Raw genomic sequence first — 17,631 nt, 5'->3', positions numbered from 1 at the left:
CGATGTCGACTGCAACGGCGCTGAGTACCGTCCAGATCGCCGACCTGGCCGTCGAGGCCATCCGGGCCGAAGCCGACCTCACCCCGAAACCCGGGCTGGTCGACCAGCGGGGCTCCGGCGCCCATTCCGACATGAACCTGGCCATGCTGCACGCGTCGGCGGATGCGCTGCACTCCGCCTTCGTCGAATGTGCCTCGGCGGCAACCTCGTTCGATGCCGACCCCGAGCTACGCGCACAGCTCGGCGTGATCGGCAGGGCCGGTGAGCGGACCATGCTGGCGGCGACGGGCGGGGTGAACACCCACCGCGGTGCGCTCTGGGCGATGGGACTTCTCAGCGCCGGCGCCGCGCGGGCCGGCACGCTCGACGGAGCCGTCGACGTCACGGCGCGGCTGGCGGCTATCCCCGACCCCCACGTCACCGCCGCGACATCGCATGGGGCGCAGGCCCGTCGGCGTTACGGGGTGGGCGGCGCGGCGGGTGAGGCCCAGGCCGGGTTCCCTCATGTTCGCCTGCATGCGCTGCCCGCGTTGCAGGCGGCCAGAGAGGCGGGTGCCGACGAGGGCACTGCCCGCCTGACGGCGCTTCTCGCCTTGATGGCGACCGTGGACGACACGTGCGTGCTGCATCGCGGCGGTACGGACGGACTGCGCGCGCTGCAGTCGGGCGCCAAGGCAGTCCTTGACGCCGATGGGATCGGCACGGTGCATGGACGTCGACGCCTTGGCGAGCTCGACGAGCTGTGTCTGACCCGACGCTTGTCACCCGGCGGCAGCGGAGATCTGTTGTCGGTCACGTTGTTTCTCGATGCCCTGGACGAGAGGTACTCCCAGTCATGCAGACCCTGACCTACCGGTTCCCGGCCCGAGAAGCCGCGACCCGCCCGATACACGTCGGTGTGGTGGCGTCGGGAGACTTGGAGATCCTCCTCGAACCACTAGCGGCAGGCGACGACGACGGCGTCGTGGTCCGGGTGCGCACCAGCGTCAACGGTTTCGACACCGTCTGGCACGACGTGCTCGAGCGGTTCTTCACCCGCACACCGCTGGCCGGCCGGTGGGAGCTCAACGACTTCGGGGCCACCCCGGGCGTGGTCAACCTTCGGCTGCGTCAGGCGTCCGAGGCGGCGGCATCGTGACCGAATTGCTTGCGGGCCAAAGCTGGCAGGAGCTGCTCGCGCGCCACAGCTTCATCGAACTCGACGCGCTGGGGCGCGCGGGCGCCCTGTTGGATGCCGGGTCAATTAGGGTGCTGACGGGGCCGTTCGACCGCCTCGAATCGCCGTGGCTGGAGCCACAGGGCATCACACCGCAAGCCGACGACGGCACTGTCGTCGCCAGGGGCACCGTCGACGGGCATCCCGTCGTCGTCGCGGCCATCGAACAGGGCTTCCTGGGCGGCGGAACAGGTGAGGTGTCGGGCGCCAAGATCTCCCAGGCGCTGCTGCTCGCGGCTGCGGACTCGCGGGCGGGCACCCCGACCGTCGCGGTCATCCTGTTCGAGACCGGCGGGGTCCGGCTGCAGGAAGCCAACCTGGGGCTCAACGCCGTGGCCGAGATTTGCTCGGCCGTATTGGATTTGCGTCCCCACGCCCCGGTGATCGGGGTGGTGGCCGGCACGGTCGGATCGTTCGGCGGCATGAGCATCGCCGCGGGTTTGTGCACCCGGCTGATCGTCACGCCGCAGGCCCGCATCGGGCTCAACGGACCCGCCGTCATCGAGCAGGAAGGCGGCGTCGACGAATTCGACTCTCGGGACCACACTCTCATCTGGGCGGTCGACGGGGGTGGACAACGCCATGCCACCGGGCTGGCCGACTCGCTCGTCCCCGACGACTCGAACCTGTTGCGCGCCGCGGTGGTCGACGCGATTGACGCCGGAGTTCCCGAACCCGGCCGGCATCGCAGCGAGCGTCTCGACGTCCTGGCATCGCGGCTGGCTGTCTACGATCCCGCCGACACACCCAGTCCGAGCGATCTCCCCGCCCTGTGGGGCGGCTCGTACGAACCCGTTCCCGCGTCGGTTCAACCGGCCGCCGCCCAGGCCGCGGACCCTCCGACGACGCGAGGTCGGACGTGGATGCACGCGCTGAGTGGTTCTGCCGCAGTAGAATCGATCATCCCTTCCGTCCTGTCGGCGACGACGGCGGACGCACGCTACCTGGCCGTGGTGCCCGATCCGGACAACCGGTTCTACCGTGCCCGCGAGGGCCAGGTCGGTCTCACCGAATCGCTTGCGCTGGCCAAGGCCGTCCGCGACCTGGTTACGGCCGACGAAGGGGCAGAGCACAAACGGGCGATCGTCGCCGTCGTCGACCTCCCCAGTCAGGCGTATGGTCGTTACGAGGAGATGGCGGGCCTGCACCAGGCGATGGCCGTCACCACCGACGCGTACCACGCGGCGCGCGTCGCCGGTCATCCCGTCGTCGCCGTCGTGGTCGGCAAGGCCCTGTCCGGCGGCTTCCTCACCCACGGTCTGCAGGCCAACCAGATCCTCGCTCTGGACGACCCCGGCGTCGAAATCCACGCCATGCACCAGGCGGCCGCCGCCCGCATCACCCTGCGCACGATCGACGAGCTCAACGAGCTGGCGAAGACCATCATCCCCATGAGCTATGACGTGAAGGACTGGGCCAACCTCGGCTTCTGCGACGGGCTTCTGACGGTCGCCAACGCCGACGACCCCACGCGAGAGGACGTCGAAACACTCAGCGCCGCAATCGAAGGCGCCATACAGCGCGCGCGCGTCGGTCCGCGCGACCTGTCCAACCGACTGGACTCCGATGCAGCAGTCTCGACCAGGACGGCCTCCCGTCGGATCCGGGCAGTGCTTGCGCAGCAATGGAATTCGGCCACCTGAGGTGCCCTCCGCTCGCCCGCACGACCTGCTGCGGGTCACCGGGCCCGCCGCATTGCCCCCAGATGCGCCGGCCTGGGCCGTGCACGCGCTGAGTGACTCACCCTGGGTGGTGGTCCGCCGCGACCGGGCTCCCGACGGCTGCCTCCCCGTCGGAGTGCGCGGCGCCGACCGGTCCCAGCGTTACGGCACGGTCGTCGCCGCTCCGGACGTCCTCGAAACGACGGCTCCCGAAACCCTCACCGACGTCGTCGGCCGCGACCTGCCGGCGATCCGGGCCCTGCGCAGCCTCCGACCGCTCCTCGACGACACCGGGCTGGCGTGGGGCCCGACCGGCAGCGTCGGTTTCGAATTGGCTACCGGCCACCCGGCCGCCACCGCCACCAGCGACCTCGACCTGTTGATCCGCCTCTGCGAGCTTCGACGCGCACTGCCGGCCCTGGTCTCGTTGAACCACGCGTTCGGCTCGGCCGCGTGTCGGGTGGACTGCCAGGTCGAAACACTCTGCGGTGCAGCGACACTCGCCGAATTGGTCGACGGCCGTCCCGAGGTGATGGTGCGCACCGCTGAGGGTCCCCGCCTCGTCGACCGCACCGCGATGCCATGAGCCTGGCCCTCCTGTTCCCCGGCCAGGGCGCCCAACGCCCCCACCTGCTGCGCGACCTGCCACCCAGCCCCGCAGTCACCGCGGTGCTCGACGAATCGGGTTGGCAAATCGACGACCTCGACTCTCCCGCCGCCCTGGCCAGCACGGTCAACGTGCAGATCGCGCTGCTAATCGCCGGCGTGGCCGGCGCCCGGGCACTCGTCGACGACCATGGCCTGGTCCCCGAGTTCGTCGCGGGACACTCGGTGGGCGCCTTCGCCGCGGCGGTCACCGCCGGTGTCCTCACTCTCGCCGAGGCACTTACCGCCGTCGAGATACGCGGGCGGTCGATGGAACGGGCTTGCGCACAAGGCGATTGGGGCATGGCCGCCGTGACCGGGCTGCCCACCACAGCGGTCGCCCGGCTCGTCGCCGACGTCGGGACCGACGACGATCCCCTCTGGGTGGCCAACGTCAACGCCGCCACCCAGACGGTGGTGAGCGGCACCGGTCGCTCGCTCCGGCGGGCCGCCGACGCCGCCGGCCCCGCCGGCGCCCAGAGCTGCGAACGACTCGACGTCGCGGTGGCGTCGCACTGCCCGATCCAGCAGGACACCGCACGGCTGATGGCAGAGCACCTGACGCAGCTGCCGCGCCGCCGACCGACGTGCCGCTACCTCACCAACACCAGGGGGCGGGTCACCGCGTCCGCCGAGGTCATCCTCGACGATCTGGCGCAGTCGGTGGCACGCCCCGTGCAGTGGTACGACGGCACCCGCCTGCTTGGCGAACTCGGCGTCACCTGCGCCGTGGAGGCACCTCCCGGTCACGTCCTGACCCTGCTGCTCACGTCAGCCGTGCCGTCGATCACCGCCATCTCGCTGACGGACAACGGCTTCGAGGCTGCCGTCCGACTGGCGGTGCGAGAATGAGCCCGTGCAGCTACCCGTGACGCCGCCGGTCCGGCCGATGCTCTCGAAATCGGTGACGACCATTCCCGAGGGCGCGTCCTACGAGCCGAAGTGGGACGGCTTTCGGTCCATCTGGTTCAAGGACGGCGACGACGTCCAGTTCGGCAGCCGCAACGAACGACCCCTGACGCGCTACTTCCCCGAGCTGGTCCAGGCGGCGATCGCCGAGCTGCCCGACCGCTGCGTGGTCGACGGCGAGATCGTCATCGCGACCGACGACGGCCTGGACTTCGACGCACTCCAGCTGCGCATGCACCCGGCCGCCTCCCGGGTGCGCCTTTTGGCCGAGCAGACGCCCGCCTCGTTCATCGCCTTCGACCTGCTCGCCCTCGGCGACGACGACTACACGGGGCGGCCGTTCGCCGAACGTCGCGCGGCACTGGTCGCCGCGCTGGCCGACTGCCGCCCGCCGATCCACCTCACCCCTGCGACCACCGACGTCACCGTCGCCCGACGCTGGTTCGACGACTTCGAGGGTGCGGGCCTCGACGGGGTCGTCGCCAAGCCACTCGACGGGACGTACCAACCGGACAAGCGAGTGATGTTCAAGGTCAAGCATCAACGCACGGCGGACTGCGTCGTCGCGGGGTACCGCCTGCACAAGTCCGGGGACGACGCGATCGGCTCGCTGATGCTGGGGCTGTACCGCGACGACGGCGCGCTGGCCTCGGTCGGGGTGGTCGGCGCGTTCCCGATGGCGACGCGGCGCGAACTCTTCACCGAATTGCAGTCACTGATAACCACTTTCGAGGGCCATCCGTGGAACTGGGGTGGCCAGGCCGAGTCGCAGCCCGCGTCGGTGCGCGGCGCGGGCTCGCGGTGGAACGCCGGCAAGAGCCTGTCGTTCGTGCCGCTGCGACCGGAGCGGGTCGTCGAAGTGCGCTACGACCACATGGAGGGCGAACGTTTTCGCCATCTCCCCCAGTTCAACCGGTGGCGCCCGGATCGCGATCCGCGGTCGTGCACCTACGCCCAGCTCGAGGTTCCGGCCACGTTCGACCTCCACGACATCATCCCGGGGCTGGGCGGTCTCTGAAGTTGCCGCCCGCGACGCCGCGAATCGGTGGGATGATCGACCAATGCGAATGACGTCCCTGACAGCTGCGGTCATGCTCGGCGCCGGGTTGCTGGTGGCGACTCCCGGAACGGCGTCGGCCGCAGTACCCGTCGTCTTCGAGTTGACGGGCACGTTCGCCGACGGGGTCCAGGTGTCCTACTTCGGCGCGAACGACGAGCCGATCGTCCAGGTGGCCGGACTTCCGTGGTCGGCCGCCTACGACTACAACGGCAGCGCCCGCTCGCTGACCTTCACCGGTATCCACCCGGGCGGCGACCCCGGCTCGGTGACGTGCAAGGTGTCCATCGGCGGCAAGACGATCGTCAGCCACACCAACAACGCGCCGAAGCCTGCGGGTGTCGGCGCGTACTGCAACATCGTCGACCTCGGCTCGGGGTACCGGGGTAACTAGGCCGGCAACTCAGTCCTCGCGTAGAGGTGCACCAGGCCGGACGCCACCGCGAAGCGCGGCCCGTGCTGCGCGTCGACGTTCGCCCGTCCCACCACGATCGACGCCGAACGTAGGGCCTCGGCGACAGTGCGCAGCAGTTCGTCGTCCAGCGCTCCGCCCCCGGCCAACACCAACGCGGGCGGCGGGGCGTCGAAGGCCCGTAGACACCGGACGATGTTCGCGGCCACGGTCTCTTGCTTGACCGCCAGCCGCAGGCTCCGCCACTCCTCGGCGGCCAACTTGTTCGAAAACGGCACCAGCCCAGCACTTCCGCGGGTGCACAACCGGCCGATCGCATCCGCGGGCGCCGGACTGTCGAGAAACAAGCGGCGGCCGTCTTCCTCGTGCGCGACGTGCGGACCCTCCACCCGCAGGGCGGGAGTGCGCTTGACCCGTTCGGCCAAGGCGCGGGGGATGCCGAGCACCCTGGCGACCGCGGTGGTGATCGCCTCGCCGGCGCCGGCCGCGGTCACCTCCCGGTCGTCGCCGATGAGATCGATTGTCCCGCCGCCGATGTCGCACACGACGGTGCCAGGGGGCAATCCCGGTGTGGTGCGGGCGCCCACGGCCGCGGCCTCCGGTTCGCCGGCGACGGTGCGGGTCGGGCGTCCGGTGAGCTCCTGCAGGGTCGACGCCGCGTCGGCGACCAGGTCGGCGGCCAGCAGCGCGACGACCGTGCCGCGGGTGTCTGCGACGCCGCGCCGCAGCCAGGCCCCGTTGTCGATCGACGACAGATCAGTGAAGAACGCGTCGTCGACGGCGAGGCCGTCCCTCGCCGAGCGGACCGACTTCAGCCGCACCTCGACGACGTTGCCCGGCGGTGCAAGCCGCAGGACGACGTGCGCCTGGGCGGGTGAGTAGCGCACCACCTCACCGTCGACGGTGCAGTCGACGTAGTCGTCGTCGACCGGCGGCGGATCGGGAGGACCGGTTCGCCGGGTGACGGCGATGGCCGGGGAGTCGGCCAGTTCCCTGGTGAACTCGGCGACGTCGGCGATGTCGTCGGGCCCGATGTCGAGTGCGACGCACAGCGCGATCGGATCGGCCATGGCACGGTAGGCGCGGCCCTCGGCGACGACCTCGACGGCGATCAACGCCCCTGGTTCGACACCGTCGAGGACCACCTCGTCGACGACGGGCACGTCGACGGAGATGCGATTGCGGATCAGCACCGCGTCATCCTGGGCGGCGATCACCCCGACGACGTCCCATCCGCGGGCCACCGCCTCCGAGATCTTCTCGGCAGCCACCTCGAAGTCGGTCGCCGAGTCCACGGAAACAATTGCGGGACCGGGGATCACGTCCCCGTCGAGGCCGTGCAGTGGGCGGTGCCTGCCGACCCCGAATCCGGTTCCGGCCGGGGTACTGGCGTGGACGGCGCGCAGGCTTCGCACCGGCGATCGCGGCGAGGACGGTGGCGGCAGCGGCGCGGTGGCCGTGTCGACCGGTCGTAGTGCGGCCAGCAGGACTTCGTCGACCTCGACGCCCGCCTCGACCCCCAGCTTGTGCAGCAGTGCCGCAGCGCCTTCCAACGATTCGCGCGACCCCTTGCGTCCGCGGGTGGGGGCTTGGCCATGCACGACCTGTTCGACGGCGCTGCCACTGACGCGTGCCACGACGATCTCGGTGGTGTGGTTGCCGACGTCCACCCCGGCCACCACGACCGTCACCGCAACAAACCTCGTCGGGCGTAGACGGCGGCGGCTTGGCGCACCAGTTCGGCGCAGCGCGAGGCACCACGGGTCTCGAGGGACGTGTGCAGTGCCTCCAACTCCGCGGCGGTGGAGCGGTGCGGGCGCAGCGCTTCGTAGAGCTGCATGACGTCCTCGTCGTCGATGAGCGCCAATTCTGCTGCGCGCAGGAAGTTCTCGGCCAGTTGCGGGTTTCCGCCCTCTTCGGCGACGACGGCCTGGTGAGCCAGGGTCGCCGGGTCCATCCGCAGGTCCGCCAGGCTCAGATTGCCGTTGACGGCAGCCTCGACGGTGAAGTCCTCGGGCTTCATCGGGTTAGCTCCACCGTCATCGGCGGCTGGCCCGGTTCACTGGCATCGCGCTCCAGCGCCACCAGCGCGACGGCACGCGCGTGGTAGCGCGCGGAGATCGACTCGTCGGTGCCGCCGGTGAAGATCGGAATCGGGGCCATGCCCTTGGCGTGCCTGGCGGCGTTCTTGCCCAACTCCCGGTACATCCGGTCGGTCAGCAGCGGCGCGACACTGAACAGTTCCAGATTCGCCAGTGGTGAGAGGTCACGACGGTGGATGAGCGCGGTTCCCTTGCCCTGCAAACCTATTCCTATCCCCGACCCGGACAGCCGCGCTGCGGTCAGCCCGATCATGCCGACGTCGATGGTCGAACGGACGCGGACCAGTCTCGGGACGCAGCCCTCCTCCTCCAGCCCCGCCGAGATCTGCCGCAGCACCTCGCCGATGGTGAGACCGCACAGCGACAACCACACCGTCTTGCCAAAGGCAGGCGAAAGACCGATGCACACCTCGCGGGGATCGCTTCCCTGCCTGGCGGTTTCGACGTCGGTGAACGTCAGGTGGCCGTGATGCTCGGCCTGGTCGGCCGTCAACTCGTCCGCCGTCCGTGCCTGTCGGATGGCGTCGATCTCGGCGCGGCGCTCCGCGGTCAGCGCGTAACCGGTTCCCGGACCCCGATAGTCGTTCGGGTCGGTGATCTTCGACAGCACGCGGAACTCCCCGTCGAAGATCGCCGAGGTTTGCAATTGGTCTCCACGCAGCCGCTCCCTGGTGAGCGCCATGATGGCGTCGGCCTCCTCGTCGTAGCCCGTGCGCTTGAGCGAGGCGACGACGTCGAACACCGTCAACTGCTTGGCCTCTATCGCAGTGGCCGCCTCCGCGACCGCCTTCGGATCGCCGGGCGACAGATCGCGAGAACCATTGGCCACCACCACTGCGTCGACTCGTTCGTCGTCGAAGTCGGCAAGGCCGAGGTCGCGGTACACCGCCTGGACGGCGGTCGCGGCGCGGCGGCGCACCCGCGCCAGAAGCTCGACGGGGACGGTGCGTAGCCCGCCGTCGACTCCCCAGTCGCGTTGCAGCACCAGGAAGTCGTCCATGTCGTCGGAGTTGAAGTTGGACAGCGCAAAGGCGTTGTCGTAGCGCGGGATCGACCCGAAGCCGGAAAAGATGAAGTCGGCCCCCGCCAGCAGCACGGGCAGGGTGTGCGCGCTGCGCCGGACGTCGGACTCGGAGATGAGATTGTCGTTGCCCGCACATGATTCGAGGTCGCGGAGCATCACCATCAGGTTCTCGGCGAGCAGTTCCTTCATCCCGTCGGGCACCGAGGCGACCACGCCGACGCCGTCGATGCCGCCGTTCTGCACGCCCTGAGATCCCACCGCCCTGGCCAGCGAGACGCACCGCGACTCCAGGTACAGGATGGAGCACTTCTCCGCGGCGCCCATCAGCACCTCGGCGCCGCCACCGCTGGTCACCCGCATCTTCAGCCCGCGAGAGGCGTACGCGGAGGTCAGGATTGCCTTCGAGAACGGGGTGTCGTCCCCGTCGACGAAGACCTGCTCGGTGCCGTACAGCGAGATCGTCTCGGCGTAGCTGGTCAGCCCGCGAAGGCCGAGCCGTAGCTCCAACGCCTCCTCGATCGAGCACTGCGCCATCGCGCCGGGAACGCCGACCTGGCTGCCGATCAGCAGCGCGACGGCGTTGGACGGTGCGTCGCCCAGCACCGGAACCGTGGTCTCGACCTCGCGGAAACCGTAGGCGACCGCACTCGCCGCGTCGGCCGCGATCAGCAGCGGGTCGTCGAGCTGGTTGGTGACGTGCGCCTGATTGCTGGGCGTCCGCCTAGCCCGCATGCGGGTCATCGCCATCTGCATCTCCACCGGTGAGAGCAGCGCGACGACCCGGGCCAGCTTGGCTGGAGTGATGCCCCCGACGAGGCGGACCACCTCGGCACGCGAGACGTTGAAGTCGACGATCAGCCGGGCCAGCGCCTGATCGTCCATCGCCATGGCCTCCTCGGCCACGTCGAGGTCCAACCCGTACAGGGCGATGAACTCGTCGATCACGTCGAAGTCGTCGACCGACTTGCCGTCGAGTTCGACCACCACCCCGTCCGTCACCACCAACGACGGCTCGGGGTCGAACGGACTGTGCATCGCAACCAACCCGAGATCGGGGTTGGCGACGCTGAAGCCGTCCAGGTTGACCGGTTTGGCGTCGAGGATGCGCATCCGGCCCTGGTCGAGGTCCGCCGTGCGGTCCGGGGTGTCGTCCACGGCCTGGCCTCCTGTGCTCATTCGCTGGCAAACCGTGGACGACTACTGCGGCCTAATCCCGGACGGCGTTGTCCTCGTAGACGATTCGCCCGATCAAATCGTAACGCCGCGGGTCACGGAGTTTGAAGTACAGCGCCATTCCGGCACCGAAGACGAACAACCCGACCACGATCCACGGAGTCAGCTGGAACAACAGTGTTCCGGACGCCGCACCGGCCGCCGCGTCCTTGTGCTCCCACAAAAGGTAGACGACGTACAGCATGCCGAGCCCGCCCAGCAGCGGTGCCAGGAACGTCTTGAACCAGTGTGCACTGGAGGGGTGGTTCTTGTGGAAGTGGAAGTAGGCGATCACGGCGAAGGCACACAGCGCCTGCACCACCAGGATCGCCATCGTCCCGAGAATTGCCAGCAGTGTGTACATGTGGATGTAGGGGTCCATGCCGGCGAGGTAGAACGCCAGGATCAGCACCAGCGTGATGCCCGTCTGGACGAACGACGCGATGTGCGGCGATCCGTGCGAGGGATGGGTGGCGCCGATCGTCTTCTGCAGCCCCTTCGACAGACCCTCTCGCCCAAGGGCATACAGGTAGCGCGACGCACAGTTGTGGAATGCCATGCCGCAGGCGAACGATCCGGTCACCAGCAGGATGTTGAACAGCGTGATGGCCCACTCGCCATACGTGGTGCGCACGTTGCCGAAGAAGATCTCCGATGACGTGTCCGCGCTCTGAGCCAGCTCCACCGACTTCGCCGGACCGGTGCCCGCGATGGCCATCCACGACACGAACACGTAGAAGATGCCGACGCCCAGCACGCTGATCATGGTGGCGCGCGGAATGATCCGCTTGGGGTCCTTGGACTCTTCGCCGTACATCGCCGTCGACTCGAAGCCGACCCACGACCAGAAGGCGAAGAACAATCCAAGCCCGGCGCTGGCGCCCGCGACGGCCGCCGGCGTGAACGCGCCGATCGGATTGAGCGTCTCGGCCACGGCGAACCCGTCGGGGCCGCCACCCTTGAACAGCACGGCCAATGCGCCGAGGGACAGCATCACGATCTCGGTCACCAGGAACACCCCGAGCACCTTCGCGGTCAGGTTGACGTCGAAGTAGGTGAGGATGCAGTTGAGCACCAGCATCAGAATCGCGGGCGCCAACCATGGCACGGTCATGTCGAATTGGGTCTTGAACAGGTTCTGGAAGAAGAACGAGAAGATGCCGATCAACGAGGCCTCGAACACGATGTAGGCCATGGTGATCAGCAGTCCGCTGGCCATGCCGACGACCCGCCCAAGCCCGTGCGAGATGTAGCCGTAGAACGCGCCGGTGGCGGTGATGTGCTTGGCCATGGTGGCGTACCCGATGGCGAAGAGGCCCAGCACGATGGTGGCGACGATGTAGCCCGCAGGCGCGTGCGACCCGTTGCCGAAGCCGACGGCGATCGGCACGTTGCCCACCATCGCGGTGATCGGCGCGGCCGTGGCCACCGCCATGAAGATGACGCCGACCGTTCCGACGGCGTTTCGTTTCAGCCGCTGGACGGAGTCACCTGTGTTCTCGTCGCGAGAAACGACTTGATCGGTCATCTGTGTGGTCACCTTCCAGGCGAGCGATGGGGGTCCGGCGATGGCCGTGTGCTGCGGCTCACAGTCGAACTTCCGTATATTGGCACCACCAAATAGATCGCGCAACCGTTACGGCCGTCCATTGACATAAATGGTCCCACCTTTTTAGGGTGGACCCGCTCGCATCTAGACGTACTCGTATCTAGACGACTCGCAGCCAGACAGATCTACATCCAGACCAAAGCGCGAGACACCTCAGTCAGGAGTCCAGTTGTTCGACTACGGCACGTTCTCGTTCGAGTCCAAGGCCCAGGTGCTCGAGCAGGCCAAGAAGTACTGGAACCCCGACAAGACCCAGTTCTGGACCGACGCCGGGGTCGACCTGGTCATCGACCGCAGGGAGGGTTACTTCCTGTGGGACATGGACGGTCGCCGCTTGATCGACATGCACCTCAACGGCGGCACCTACAACCTCGGCCACCGCAACGCCGAGATCATGGCCGCCCTCGTCGAGGGCATGCAGCACTTCGACGTCGGCAACCACCACTTCCCCTCCGTGGCGCGCACCGCGCTGGCGCAACGTCTGGTCGACTCGGCGCCGGCGTCGATCACCAAGGTGGCCTTCGGATCTGGTGGCGGCGAGGCCATCGACATCGCGCTCAAGAGCGCCAGGCACGCCACCAAGCGTCGCAAGATCGTCTCGATCATCAAGGCGTACCACGGACATACCGGCCTGGCCGTCGCCACCGGTGACGACCGGTTCTCCAAACTGTTCCTCTCCGACCGGCCCGACGAGTTCATCCAGGTGCCCTTCGGCGACGTCGACGCGATGGACCAGGCACTGTCCGGCGGCGACGTCGCGGCCGTGATCATGGAGACCATCCCCGCAACCTACGGATTCCCGCTCCCCCCAACGGGTTACCTCGAGGCCGTCAAGGAACTCACCGAACGCCACGACACTCTATACATCGCCGACGAGGTGCAGACCGGACTGATGCGCACCGGCGAGATGTGGGGCATCACCAAGCACGCCATCGAACCCGACATCATGGTGTCCGGCAAGGGCCTCTCCGGCGGCATGTACCCCATCGCCGCCGCGATGCTCGGCGAGCGCGCCGCACAGTGGCTCGACGAAGACGGCTTCGCCCACATCTCGACCTTCGGTGGCGCCGAACTCGGCTGCGTCGCCGCCATCAAGACCCTCGAGATCACCAGCCGCCCCGAGGTTCGGGAGAACGTGCACGCCATCACCGACGTGTTCGCCGCCGGCCTGGCCCGGATTCAAGCCGACAACGCGGACTGGTTCATCGGCATCCGCCAGAACGGCGTGATCATCGGGCTGGAGTTCAACCACCCCGAGGGTGCCAAGTTCGTGATGCGCGAGCTGTATGAGAACGGCGTGTGGGCAATCTTCTCCACACTGGATCCCAGTGTCCTGCAATTCAAGCCGGGCTTGCTTCTGAGTCGCGAGCTGTGCGACGACGTGCTAGAACGCTTGGACGTGGCGGTGGGCAAGGCCGCCGTAGCAGCGAAGGCGGGGTAGCGGATGGGCGATGAGCGCTTGCGCGAAGAGCAGATTGGCACCGACGAGGGCTTCGTCTCAGACGACGTCGAAATCGCAACGGCAGCCCTTGCCGACTACGACCATCCCGCCCGCGCCACGCTGCGCCTGCTGAACCTGTCGGAGAACGCCACCTACGAAGTCGTCGACTCCGACACCGGGGTGCGGTCGATCCTGCGCGTGCACCGCAAGGGATATCACAGCCGCCCCCAGATCGAATCCGAACTCGACTGGCTCGACGCGCTGCGCCGCGACGGCAACGTCACCGTCCCCGTCGTACGTCCGGCCCGCGACGGTCGCCGAGTGGTGACCGTGGACCAAGACGGGATCGCCCGCTACGTCGTGCACTTCGAGATGGTGGCCGGTGTCGAGCCCGACGAGAAGATGTTGGCCGCCTCGGACTTTCACACCCTCGGCCAGATAACCGCTGCGCTGCACGAACATTCGACGACATGGGCCAGACCGAACGGCTTCGACCGGTTCGCGTGGGACTGGCGGCACAGCCTCGGCGACCGGCCGCGGTGGGGCCGGTGGCAGGACGCGACCGGGGTGGGCGAAGCGGAGCGGCGGGTGCTCGAACCGGCTCGCGACCTCCTGCGACGTCGGCTCGAGGAGTACGGCACCGGACCCGAGGTCTTCGGCTTGGTCCACGCCGACCTCCGCCTGGCGAACCTTCTCGTCGACGGTGCCGGTCCAAACTCCAAGATCACGGTCATCGACTTCGACGACTGCGGGTTCGGTTGGCACTTCTACGATTTCGGGACGGCGGTGTCCTTCTTCGAGGACGACCCCGCGGTACCCGAGTGGCAGGACGCGTGGGCAACGGGGTATCGGACCCGGCGCCCGATGTCGGCAGCCGACGAGGCGATGTTGCCGTCGTTCGTGTTGCTACGCAGACTGCTGCTGTTGGCCTGGATGGGCTCGCACAGCCATTCCAAGGAGTCCCAGGCGATGTCGATCACCTACGCCAAGGGCAGTTGCGAACTCGCCGAACGCTATCTCGGCTTCGACGGCCGACGGCTGGCCTGAGTCCCACCCAGTGATAGCCCCCGAAGCGCTCTGAAAGGCGAAACATGTTCACATCGTTGGAGGGCCGCACGGCCATCGTCACCGGAGCCAGCCGCGGCATCGGCCGCGGTATCGCCGAGACGTTCGCGGGTGCGGGAATCAACGTGGTCATCACCGGCCGAAGCCAGGTCGACGTCGACGCCACCGTGGCCTCACTGGCAGACAAGCCCGGGACGGTGACCGGGGTGTCCGCCGACGTCACCAGCCCCGACGACTGCAAGAAGGTGGTCGCCGCGGCGGTAGAGCGCCACGGCGGGCTGGACATCGTGTGCGCGAATGCGGGCATCTTCCCGTCGGCGCGGCTCGAGGACCTCACCCCCGAGGACCTCGAGGAGGTGCTCGGCATCAACTTCAAGGGCACCGTCTACATCATCCAGGCAGCATTGTCGGCACTGACCGCCAGCGGTCACGGCCGCATCGTCGTGACCTCGTCGATCACGGGGCCCTTCACCGGGTACCCGGGGTGGTCCCACTACGGCGCCAGCAAGGCCGCTCAAATCGGTTTCATCCGGACCGCGGCAATGGAGTTGGCACCCAAGAACATCACCATCAACGCCGTCCTCCCCGGCAACATCATGACCGAAGGCCTCGTCGAAATGGGCCAGGACTACATGGACCAAATGACCGCATCCGTGCCAGCCGGGCGACTCGGCACCGTGGCGGACATCGGAAACGCCGCGCTGTTCTTCGCCACCGAGGAGGCCGGATACGTCACCGGGCAATCCCTGGTCGTCGACGGTGGCCAGATTCTTCCCGAGTCGCAGGCGGCGATCGCCGAGCAGTAGCTCGACCTCGCCTAGAATTGGTCCAACCGAATGGCGAGAGGGGGCCGGTGATGTCGAAGTCGACCGAGGAACTGCGGCGGCGCATCGTCGCCGACATCAACGCCGGCACTCCCGGCGCGAAGCTGGGAAGCGAACGCGACCTGGCCGAACACTATTCGACGAGTCGCTCCAGCCTGCGCCAGATGCTCGCGGCGTTGGAGGAGGCGGGTCTGGTCCATCGCGTGATCGGCCGCGCGGGCGGCATCTTCATCAGCCACGCCCAGGTGCAACGCAGCCTGTCCGACGTGGTGGGGGTGCCGGCCTTCCTCGCGAACCAGGGCTATGTCGCGGGCACCAGGGTGCTCTCGACCAAGATCACCGCACCCGACCGCAGCACGCAGACGGCGTTGCAGATCGGCGCGACGGACTTCGTCGTCGAGATCCAGCGCGTCCGCCTGGCGGACGGCTCCCCCATCTCGCTCGAGTTGGCGCAGTTCCCCGCCGAGTCCTTTCCCGGGTTACTCGAAAAACAGCTCGGCGGTTCGATTTACGAGATTCTCGAGAACGACTACGGCCTCGTCACCTCCCGTGCGGACGAGCGGATCGAAGCGGTCAACGCCACCCCCGACGAAGCCTCGCTGCTGGCAATCAGGCCCCGGTCGGCGCTGCTGCTCATCACCCGCGTCACCTACGACCAGAACGACGTGGCAATTGAGTTCTCCCGCGACCTGTTCCGCGGCGACCGCACCCGATTGGGCGTCACCGTGCAGGGCAGGGGGATCGGCGTTCAGTCGCCGGTCGCCGCGGCGACGGTGGCGCTCCACAGTTAACGCTTGACCTCAAGTCCTGTTGATGTTCGACGATGACATCACCACGACTCGAGGAGGATACATGCGACCCATCCGCGCCGATCTCTGGGAAACCCGCGCCGACAGTCCCTTTCCCGGGCTGACGACCCACGCCTACCTCTGGACCGGCGGCCCGGACGGCAACGTGTTGTTCTACGGCACCCAGACCGACGCCGACTTCGGCGACGTCGACCGACTGGGCGGGGTAGCCCACCACTACCTGTCACACCGTGACGAGGCGGGCCCCATGCTGGCTCGCGTTCGAAGCCACTTCGGCGCCCGGTTGCATGCCCCCGCAATCGAACTGCTCGAGATCGGCCAACATGCGCACGTCGACGTGCCACTCGCCGGTCGGCACGTGGACGGCAACGGCATCGAGGTGATCCCGACGCCGGGGCACACCCCCGGCAGCACCTGCTACCTCGTGCCCGGCGTGAACGGACAGAGCTACCTGCTCACCGGCGACACCATAATGCTTGGAGCCGAGGGCAATTGGTTCGCGGGTTACATCCCGCCGATCAGCGAGTCTCAGCCCCTGGCAGACAGCCTGCGGTTGCTCGGCACCCTGGCACCGGACCTGGTCATCTCGAGTGCCTTCCCCGGCGAGACCGCCGTGCACGCACCGGGACGGCAGTGGCGGGCGGCCACGGCCCAGGCGCTGGCGGGTTTGGCGGAGGCGGCAGCGTGCGCGTAGACCACTAGATTTACGGGCATGAGCCCCGCAGGACGGTTCGCGCCGAGCCCGTCGGCCGATCTGCACATCGGAAACCTGCGCACCGCGGTGCTGGCATGGCTGTTCGCGCGGTCGACGGGACGCCGATTCCTGGTCCGCGTCGAGGACCTCGACGATCGTGCCAGGGACGACGTCGCCGGGCGTCAACTCGACGACCTGACCGCGCTCGGACTGACGTGGGACGCACCGCCCGAGTACCAAAGTGCCCACGGAGCGCGGTACGACGCGGTGGTCGAGGAGCTCACCGATCGGGGGATGACCTACCAATGCCATTGCAGCAGAAAGGACATCCTGCAGGCCCCGCGTGCGCCCCACGCCCCCGAGGGGGCATATCCCGGAACCTGCCGCGACCTGACCGACGCCGAACGGGCCGAACGCGCGGCCTCGGGCCGACCACCCGCGGTGCGGCTGCGGTCGGAGGTCACGCAGTTCACCGTCACCGACCTGCTGCACGGCAGCTACACCGGGATGGTCGACGACTTCGTGCTGCGCCGAGGTGACGGCGTCCCCGCCTACAACCTCGCCGTCGTCGTCGATGACGCCGCCCAGGGCGTCGACCAGGTGGTTCGCGGCGACGACCTGCTGTCGTCGTCACCCCGGCAGGCCTATCTCGGCGCACTGCTGGGGCATCCCACCCCGACCTACGCCCACGTGCCCCTGGTGCTCAACACCGAGGGCAAGCGACTGGCCAAACGCGACGGCGCGGTCACCCTCGCCGAACTCGGGACGTCGCGCGCACGGGCGTTGATCGCGGGATCACTTGGGTTCTCGACCAGGGCCGTCGCCGACATGCTGACCGAGTTCGACCCAACCGCGCTACCCCGCGAACCCTGGGTTTACCAGCCCGAGTGAGGAAAACCCTATGCGGGTCGCCGTCGGGTTGGTAACTTCCGCCGGTGTTCGGATACTTCC

Annotated in this window: 17 protein-coding genes; 13 read left to right on the top strand and 4 right to left on the bottom strand. The window is 68.2% G+C overall.

Annotated features, from left to right (window positions below; genetic code table 11):
* Nucleotides 1-2 precede the first annotated feature (2 nt).
* The 7 genes from ASD37_RS15555 to ASD37_RS15525 are packed head-to-tail and all read left to right on the top strand — an operon-like array spanning nt 3 to nt 5,882.
* Complete coding sequence (locus tag ASD37_RS15555) at nt 3-848, top strand: triphosphoribosyl-dephospho-CoA synthase (protein WP_056553442.1); 846 nt, start codon at nt 3-5, stop codon at nt 846-848.
* Nucleotides 836-1,138, top strand: a complete 303-nt coding sequence (gene mdcC, locus ASD37_RS32295; protein ID WP_056552435.1) for a malonate decarboxylase acyl carrier protein — start codon at nt 836-838, stop codon at nt 1,136-1,138. Before ASD37_RS15555 ends, mdcC begins: the two co-directional genes overlap by 13 nt.
* On the top strand, nt 1,135-2,859 hold the full coding sequence (gene mdcD, locus ASD37_RS15545) for a biotin-independent malonate decarboxylase subunit beta (RefSeq protein ID WP_235568330.1): 1,725 nt from the start codon (nt 1,135-1,137) through the stop codon (nt 2,857-2,859). The genes mdcC and mdcD overlap by 4 nt, the downstream gene beginning before the upstream one ends.
* Before the next feature lies 1 nt (nt 2,860).
* Complete coding sequence (locus ASD37_RS15540; protein ID WP_056552433.1) at nt 2,861-3,463, top strand: malonate decarboxylase holo-ACP synthase; 603 nt, start codon at nt 2,861-2,863, stop codon at nt 3,461-3,463.
* Nucleotides 3,460-4,374: an ACP S-malonyltransferase gene (locus ASD37_RS15535; RefSeq protein WP_056552431.1), complete on the top strand. Its 915-nt coding sequence runs from the start codon at nt 3,460-3,462 to the stop codon at nt 4,372-4,374. The genes ASD37_RS15540 and ASD37_RS15535 overlap by 4 nt, the downstream gene beginning before the upstream one ends.
* A 4-nt stretch (nt 4,375-4,378) precedes the next feature.
* The gene (locus ASD37_RS15530; protein WP_056552427.1) at nt 4,379-5,449 is read left to right on the top strand and encodes an ATP-dependent DNA ligase; all 1,071 of its coding nucleotides are present in this window, start codon (nt 4,379-4,381) and stop codon (nt 5,447-5,449) included.
* Between the two features lie 43 nt (nt 5,450-5,492).
* Nucleotides 5,493-5,882 carry a hypothetical protein gene (locus ASD37_RS15525; RefSeq protein ID WP_156720892.1) on the top strand — a complete coding sequence of 130 codons (390 nt, stop codon included), beginning with the start codon at nt 5,493-5,495 and terminating at the stop codon, nt 5,880-5,882.
* Here ASD37_RS15525 and ASD37_RS15520 read toward each other — a convergent pair.
* From ASD37_RS15520 to ASD37_RS15505, 4 genes are all read right to left on the bottom strand, one after another.
* On the bottom strand, nt 5,879-7,582 hold the full coding sequence (locus tag ASD37_RS15520; RefSeq protein WP_082570202.1) for a diol dehydratase reactivase ATPase-like domain-containing protein: 1,704 nt from the start codon (nt 7,580-7,582) through the stop codon (nt 5,879-5,881). The genes ASD37_RS15525 and ASD37_RS15520 overlap by 4 nt on opposite strands.
* A 5-nt stretch (nt 7,583-7,587) precedes the next feature.
* On the bottom strand, nt 7,588-7,923 hold the full coding sequence (locus ASD37_RS15515; RefSeq protein ID WP_056552419.1) for a diol dehydratase small subunit: 336 nt from the start codon (nt 7,921-7,923) through the stop codon (nt 7,588-7,590).
* Complete coding sequence (locus ASD37_RS15510; protein ID WP_056553437.1) at nt 7,920-10,136, bottom strand: propanediol/glycerol family dehydratase large subunit; 2,217 nt, start codon at nt 10,134-10,136, stop codon at nt 7,920-7,922. Before ASD37_RS15510 ends, ASD37_RS15515 begins: the two co-directional genes overlap by 4 nt.
* Before the next feature lie 97 nt (nt 10,137-10,233).
* Nucleotides 10,234-11,766, bottom strand: a complete 1,533-nt coding sequence (locus tag ASD37_RS15505; RefSeq protein ID WP_056552417.1) for an APC family permease — start codon at nt 11,764-11,766, stop codon at nt 10,234-10,236.
* A 250-nt stretch (nt 11,767-12,016) separates the two neighbouring features.
* Here ASD37_RS15505 and ASD37_RS15500 point away from each other — a divergent pair, with 250 nt between their 5' ends.
* The 6 genes from ASD37_RS15500 to gluQRS all read left to right on the top strand — a co-directional run bounded on the left by ASD37_RS15500 (nt 12,017) and on the right by gluQRS (nt 17,571).
* Nucleotides 12,017-13,288, top strand: coding sequence for an aspartate aminotransferase family protein (locus ASD37_RS15500; RefSeq protein WP_056552412.1), 1,272 nt, complete (start codon nt 12,017-12,019; stop codon nt 13,286-13,288).
* Nucleotides 13,289-13,291: 3 nt separating this feature from the next.
* Nucleotides 13,292-14,335 (top strand): phosphotransferase enzyme family protein, encoded by a 1,044-nt coding sequence (locus ASD37_RS15495; RefSeq protein ID WP_056552409.1) that lies wholly within the window; start codon nt 13,292-13,294, stop codon nt 14,333-14,335.
* A 44-nt stretch (nt 14,336-14,379) separates the two neighbouring features.
* On the top strand, nt 14,380-15,159 hold the full coding sequence (fabG, locus tag ASD37_RS15490; RefSeq protein ID WP_056552406.1) for a 3-oxoacyl-ACP reductase FabG: 780 nt from the start codon (nt 14,380-14,382) through the stop codon (nt 15,157-15,159).
* Between the two features lie 50 nt (nt 15,160-15,209).
* The gene (locus tag ASD37_RS15485) at nt 15,210-15,968 is read left to right on the top strand and encodes a GntR family transcriptional regulator (protein WP_056553434.1); all 759 of its coding nucleotides are present in this window, start codon (nt 15,210-15,212) and stop codon (nt 15,966-15,968) included.
* 61 nt (nt 15,969-16,029) lie between these two features.
* Nucleotides 16,030-16,680 (top strand): MBL fold metallo-hydrolase, encoded by a 651-nt coding sequence (locus ASD37_RS15480; protein WP_056553431.1) that lies wholly within the window; start codon nt 16,030-16,032, stop codon nt 16,678-16,680.
* Between the two features lie 18 nt (nt 16,681-16,698).
* Nucleotides 16,699-17,571, top strand: a complete 873-nt coding sequence (gene gluQRS, locus ASD37_RS15475; RefSeq protein ID WP_056552399.1) for a tRNA glutamyl-Q(34) synthetase GluQRS — start codon at nt 16,699-16,701, stop codon at nt 17,569-17,571.
* Nucleotides 17,572-17,631 lie beyond the last annotated feature (60 nt).

The organism is Mycobacterium sp. Root135 (assembly GCF_001426545.1).
GTDB lineage: Bacteria > Actinomycetota > Actinomycetes > Mycobacteriales > Mycobacteriaceae > Mycobacterium.
Note: the sequence above shows the minus strand (reverse complement) of the source record. Positions and strands in the feature narration are given on the sequence as shown.

Bases quoted from the DNA above. Each gene is read 5' to 3' on its own strand.
- ASD37_RS15555 (WP_056553442.1), top strand. From the start codon at position 3: ATGTCGACTGCAACGGCGCTGAGTACCGTCCAGATCGCCGACCTGGCC.
- mdcC (WP_056552435.1), top strand. From the start codon at position 836: ATGCAGACCCTGACCTACCGGTTCCCGGCCCGAGAAGCCGCGACCCGC.
- ASD37_RS15535 (WP_056552431.1), top strand. From the start codon at position 3,460: ATGAGCCTGGCCCTCCTGTTCCCCGGCCAGGGCGCCCAACGCCCCCAC.
- ASD37_RS15525 (WP_156720892.1), top strand. From the start codon at position 5,493: ATGCGAATGACGTCCCTGACAGCTGCGGTCATGCTCGGCGCCGGGTTG.
- ASD37_RS15515 (WP_056552419.1), bottom strand. From the start codon at position 7,923: ATGAAGCCCGAGGACTTCACCGTCGAGGCTGCCGTCAACGGCAATCTG.
- ASD37_RS15510 (WP_056553437.1), bottom strand. From the start codon at position 10,136: ATGCGCATCCTCGACGCCAAACCGGTCAACCTGGACGGCTTCAGCGTC.
- ASD37_RS15505 (WP_056552417.1), bottom strand. From the start codon at position 11,766: ATGACCGATCAAGTCGTTTCTCGCGACGAGAACACAGGTGACTCCGTC.
- ASD37_RS15495 (WP_056552409.1), top strand. From the start codon at position 13,292: ATGGGCGATGAGCGCTTGCGCGAAGAGCAGATTGGCACCGACGAGGGC.
- fabG (WP_056552406.1), top strand. From the start codon at position 14,380: ATGTTCACATCGTTGGAGGGCCGCACGGCCATCGTCACCGGAGCCAGC.
- ASD37_RS15485 (WP_056553434.1), top strand. From the start codon at position 15,210: ATGTCGAAGTCGACCGAGGAACTGCGGCGGCGCATCGTCGCCGACATC.
- ASD37_RS15480 (WP_056553431.1), top strand. From the start codon at position 16,030: ATGCGACCCATCCGCGCCGATCTCTGGGAAACCCGCGCCGACAGTCCC.
- gluQRS (WP_056552399.1), top strand. From the start codon at position 16,699: ATGAGCCCCGCAGGACGGTTCGCGCCGAGCCCGTCGGCCGATCTGCAC.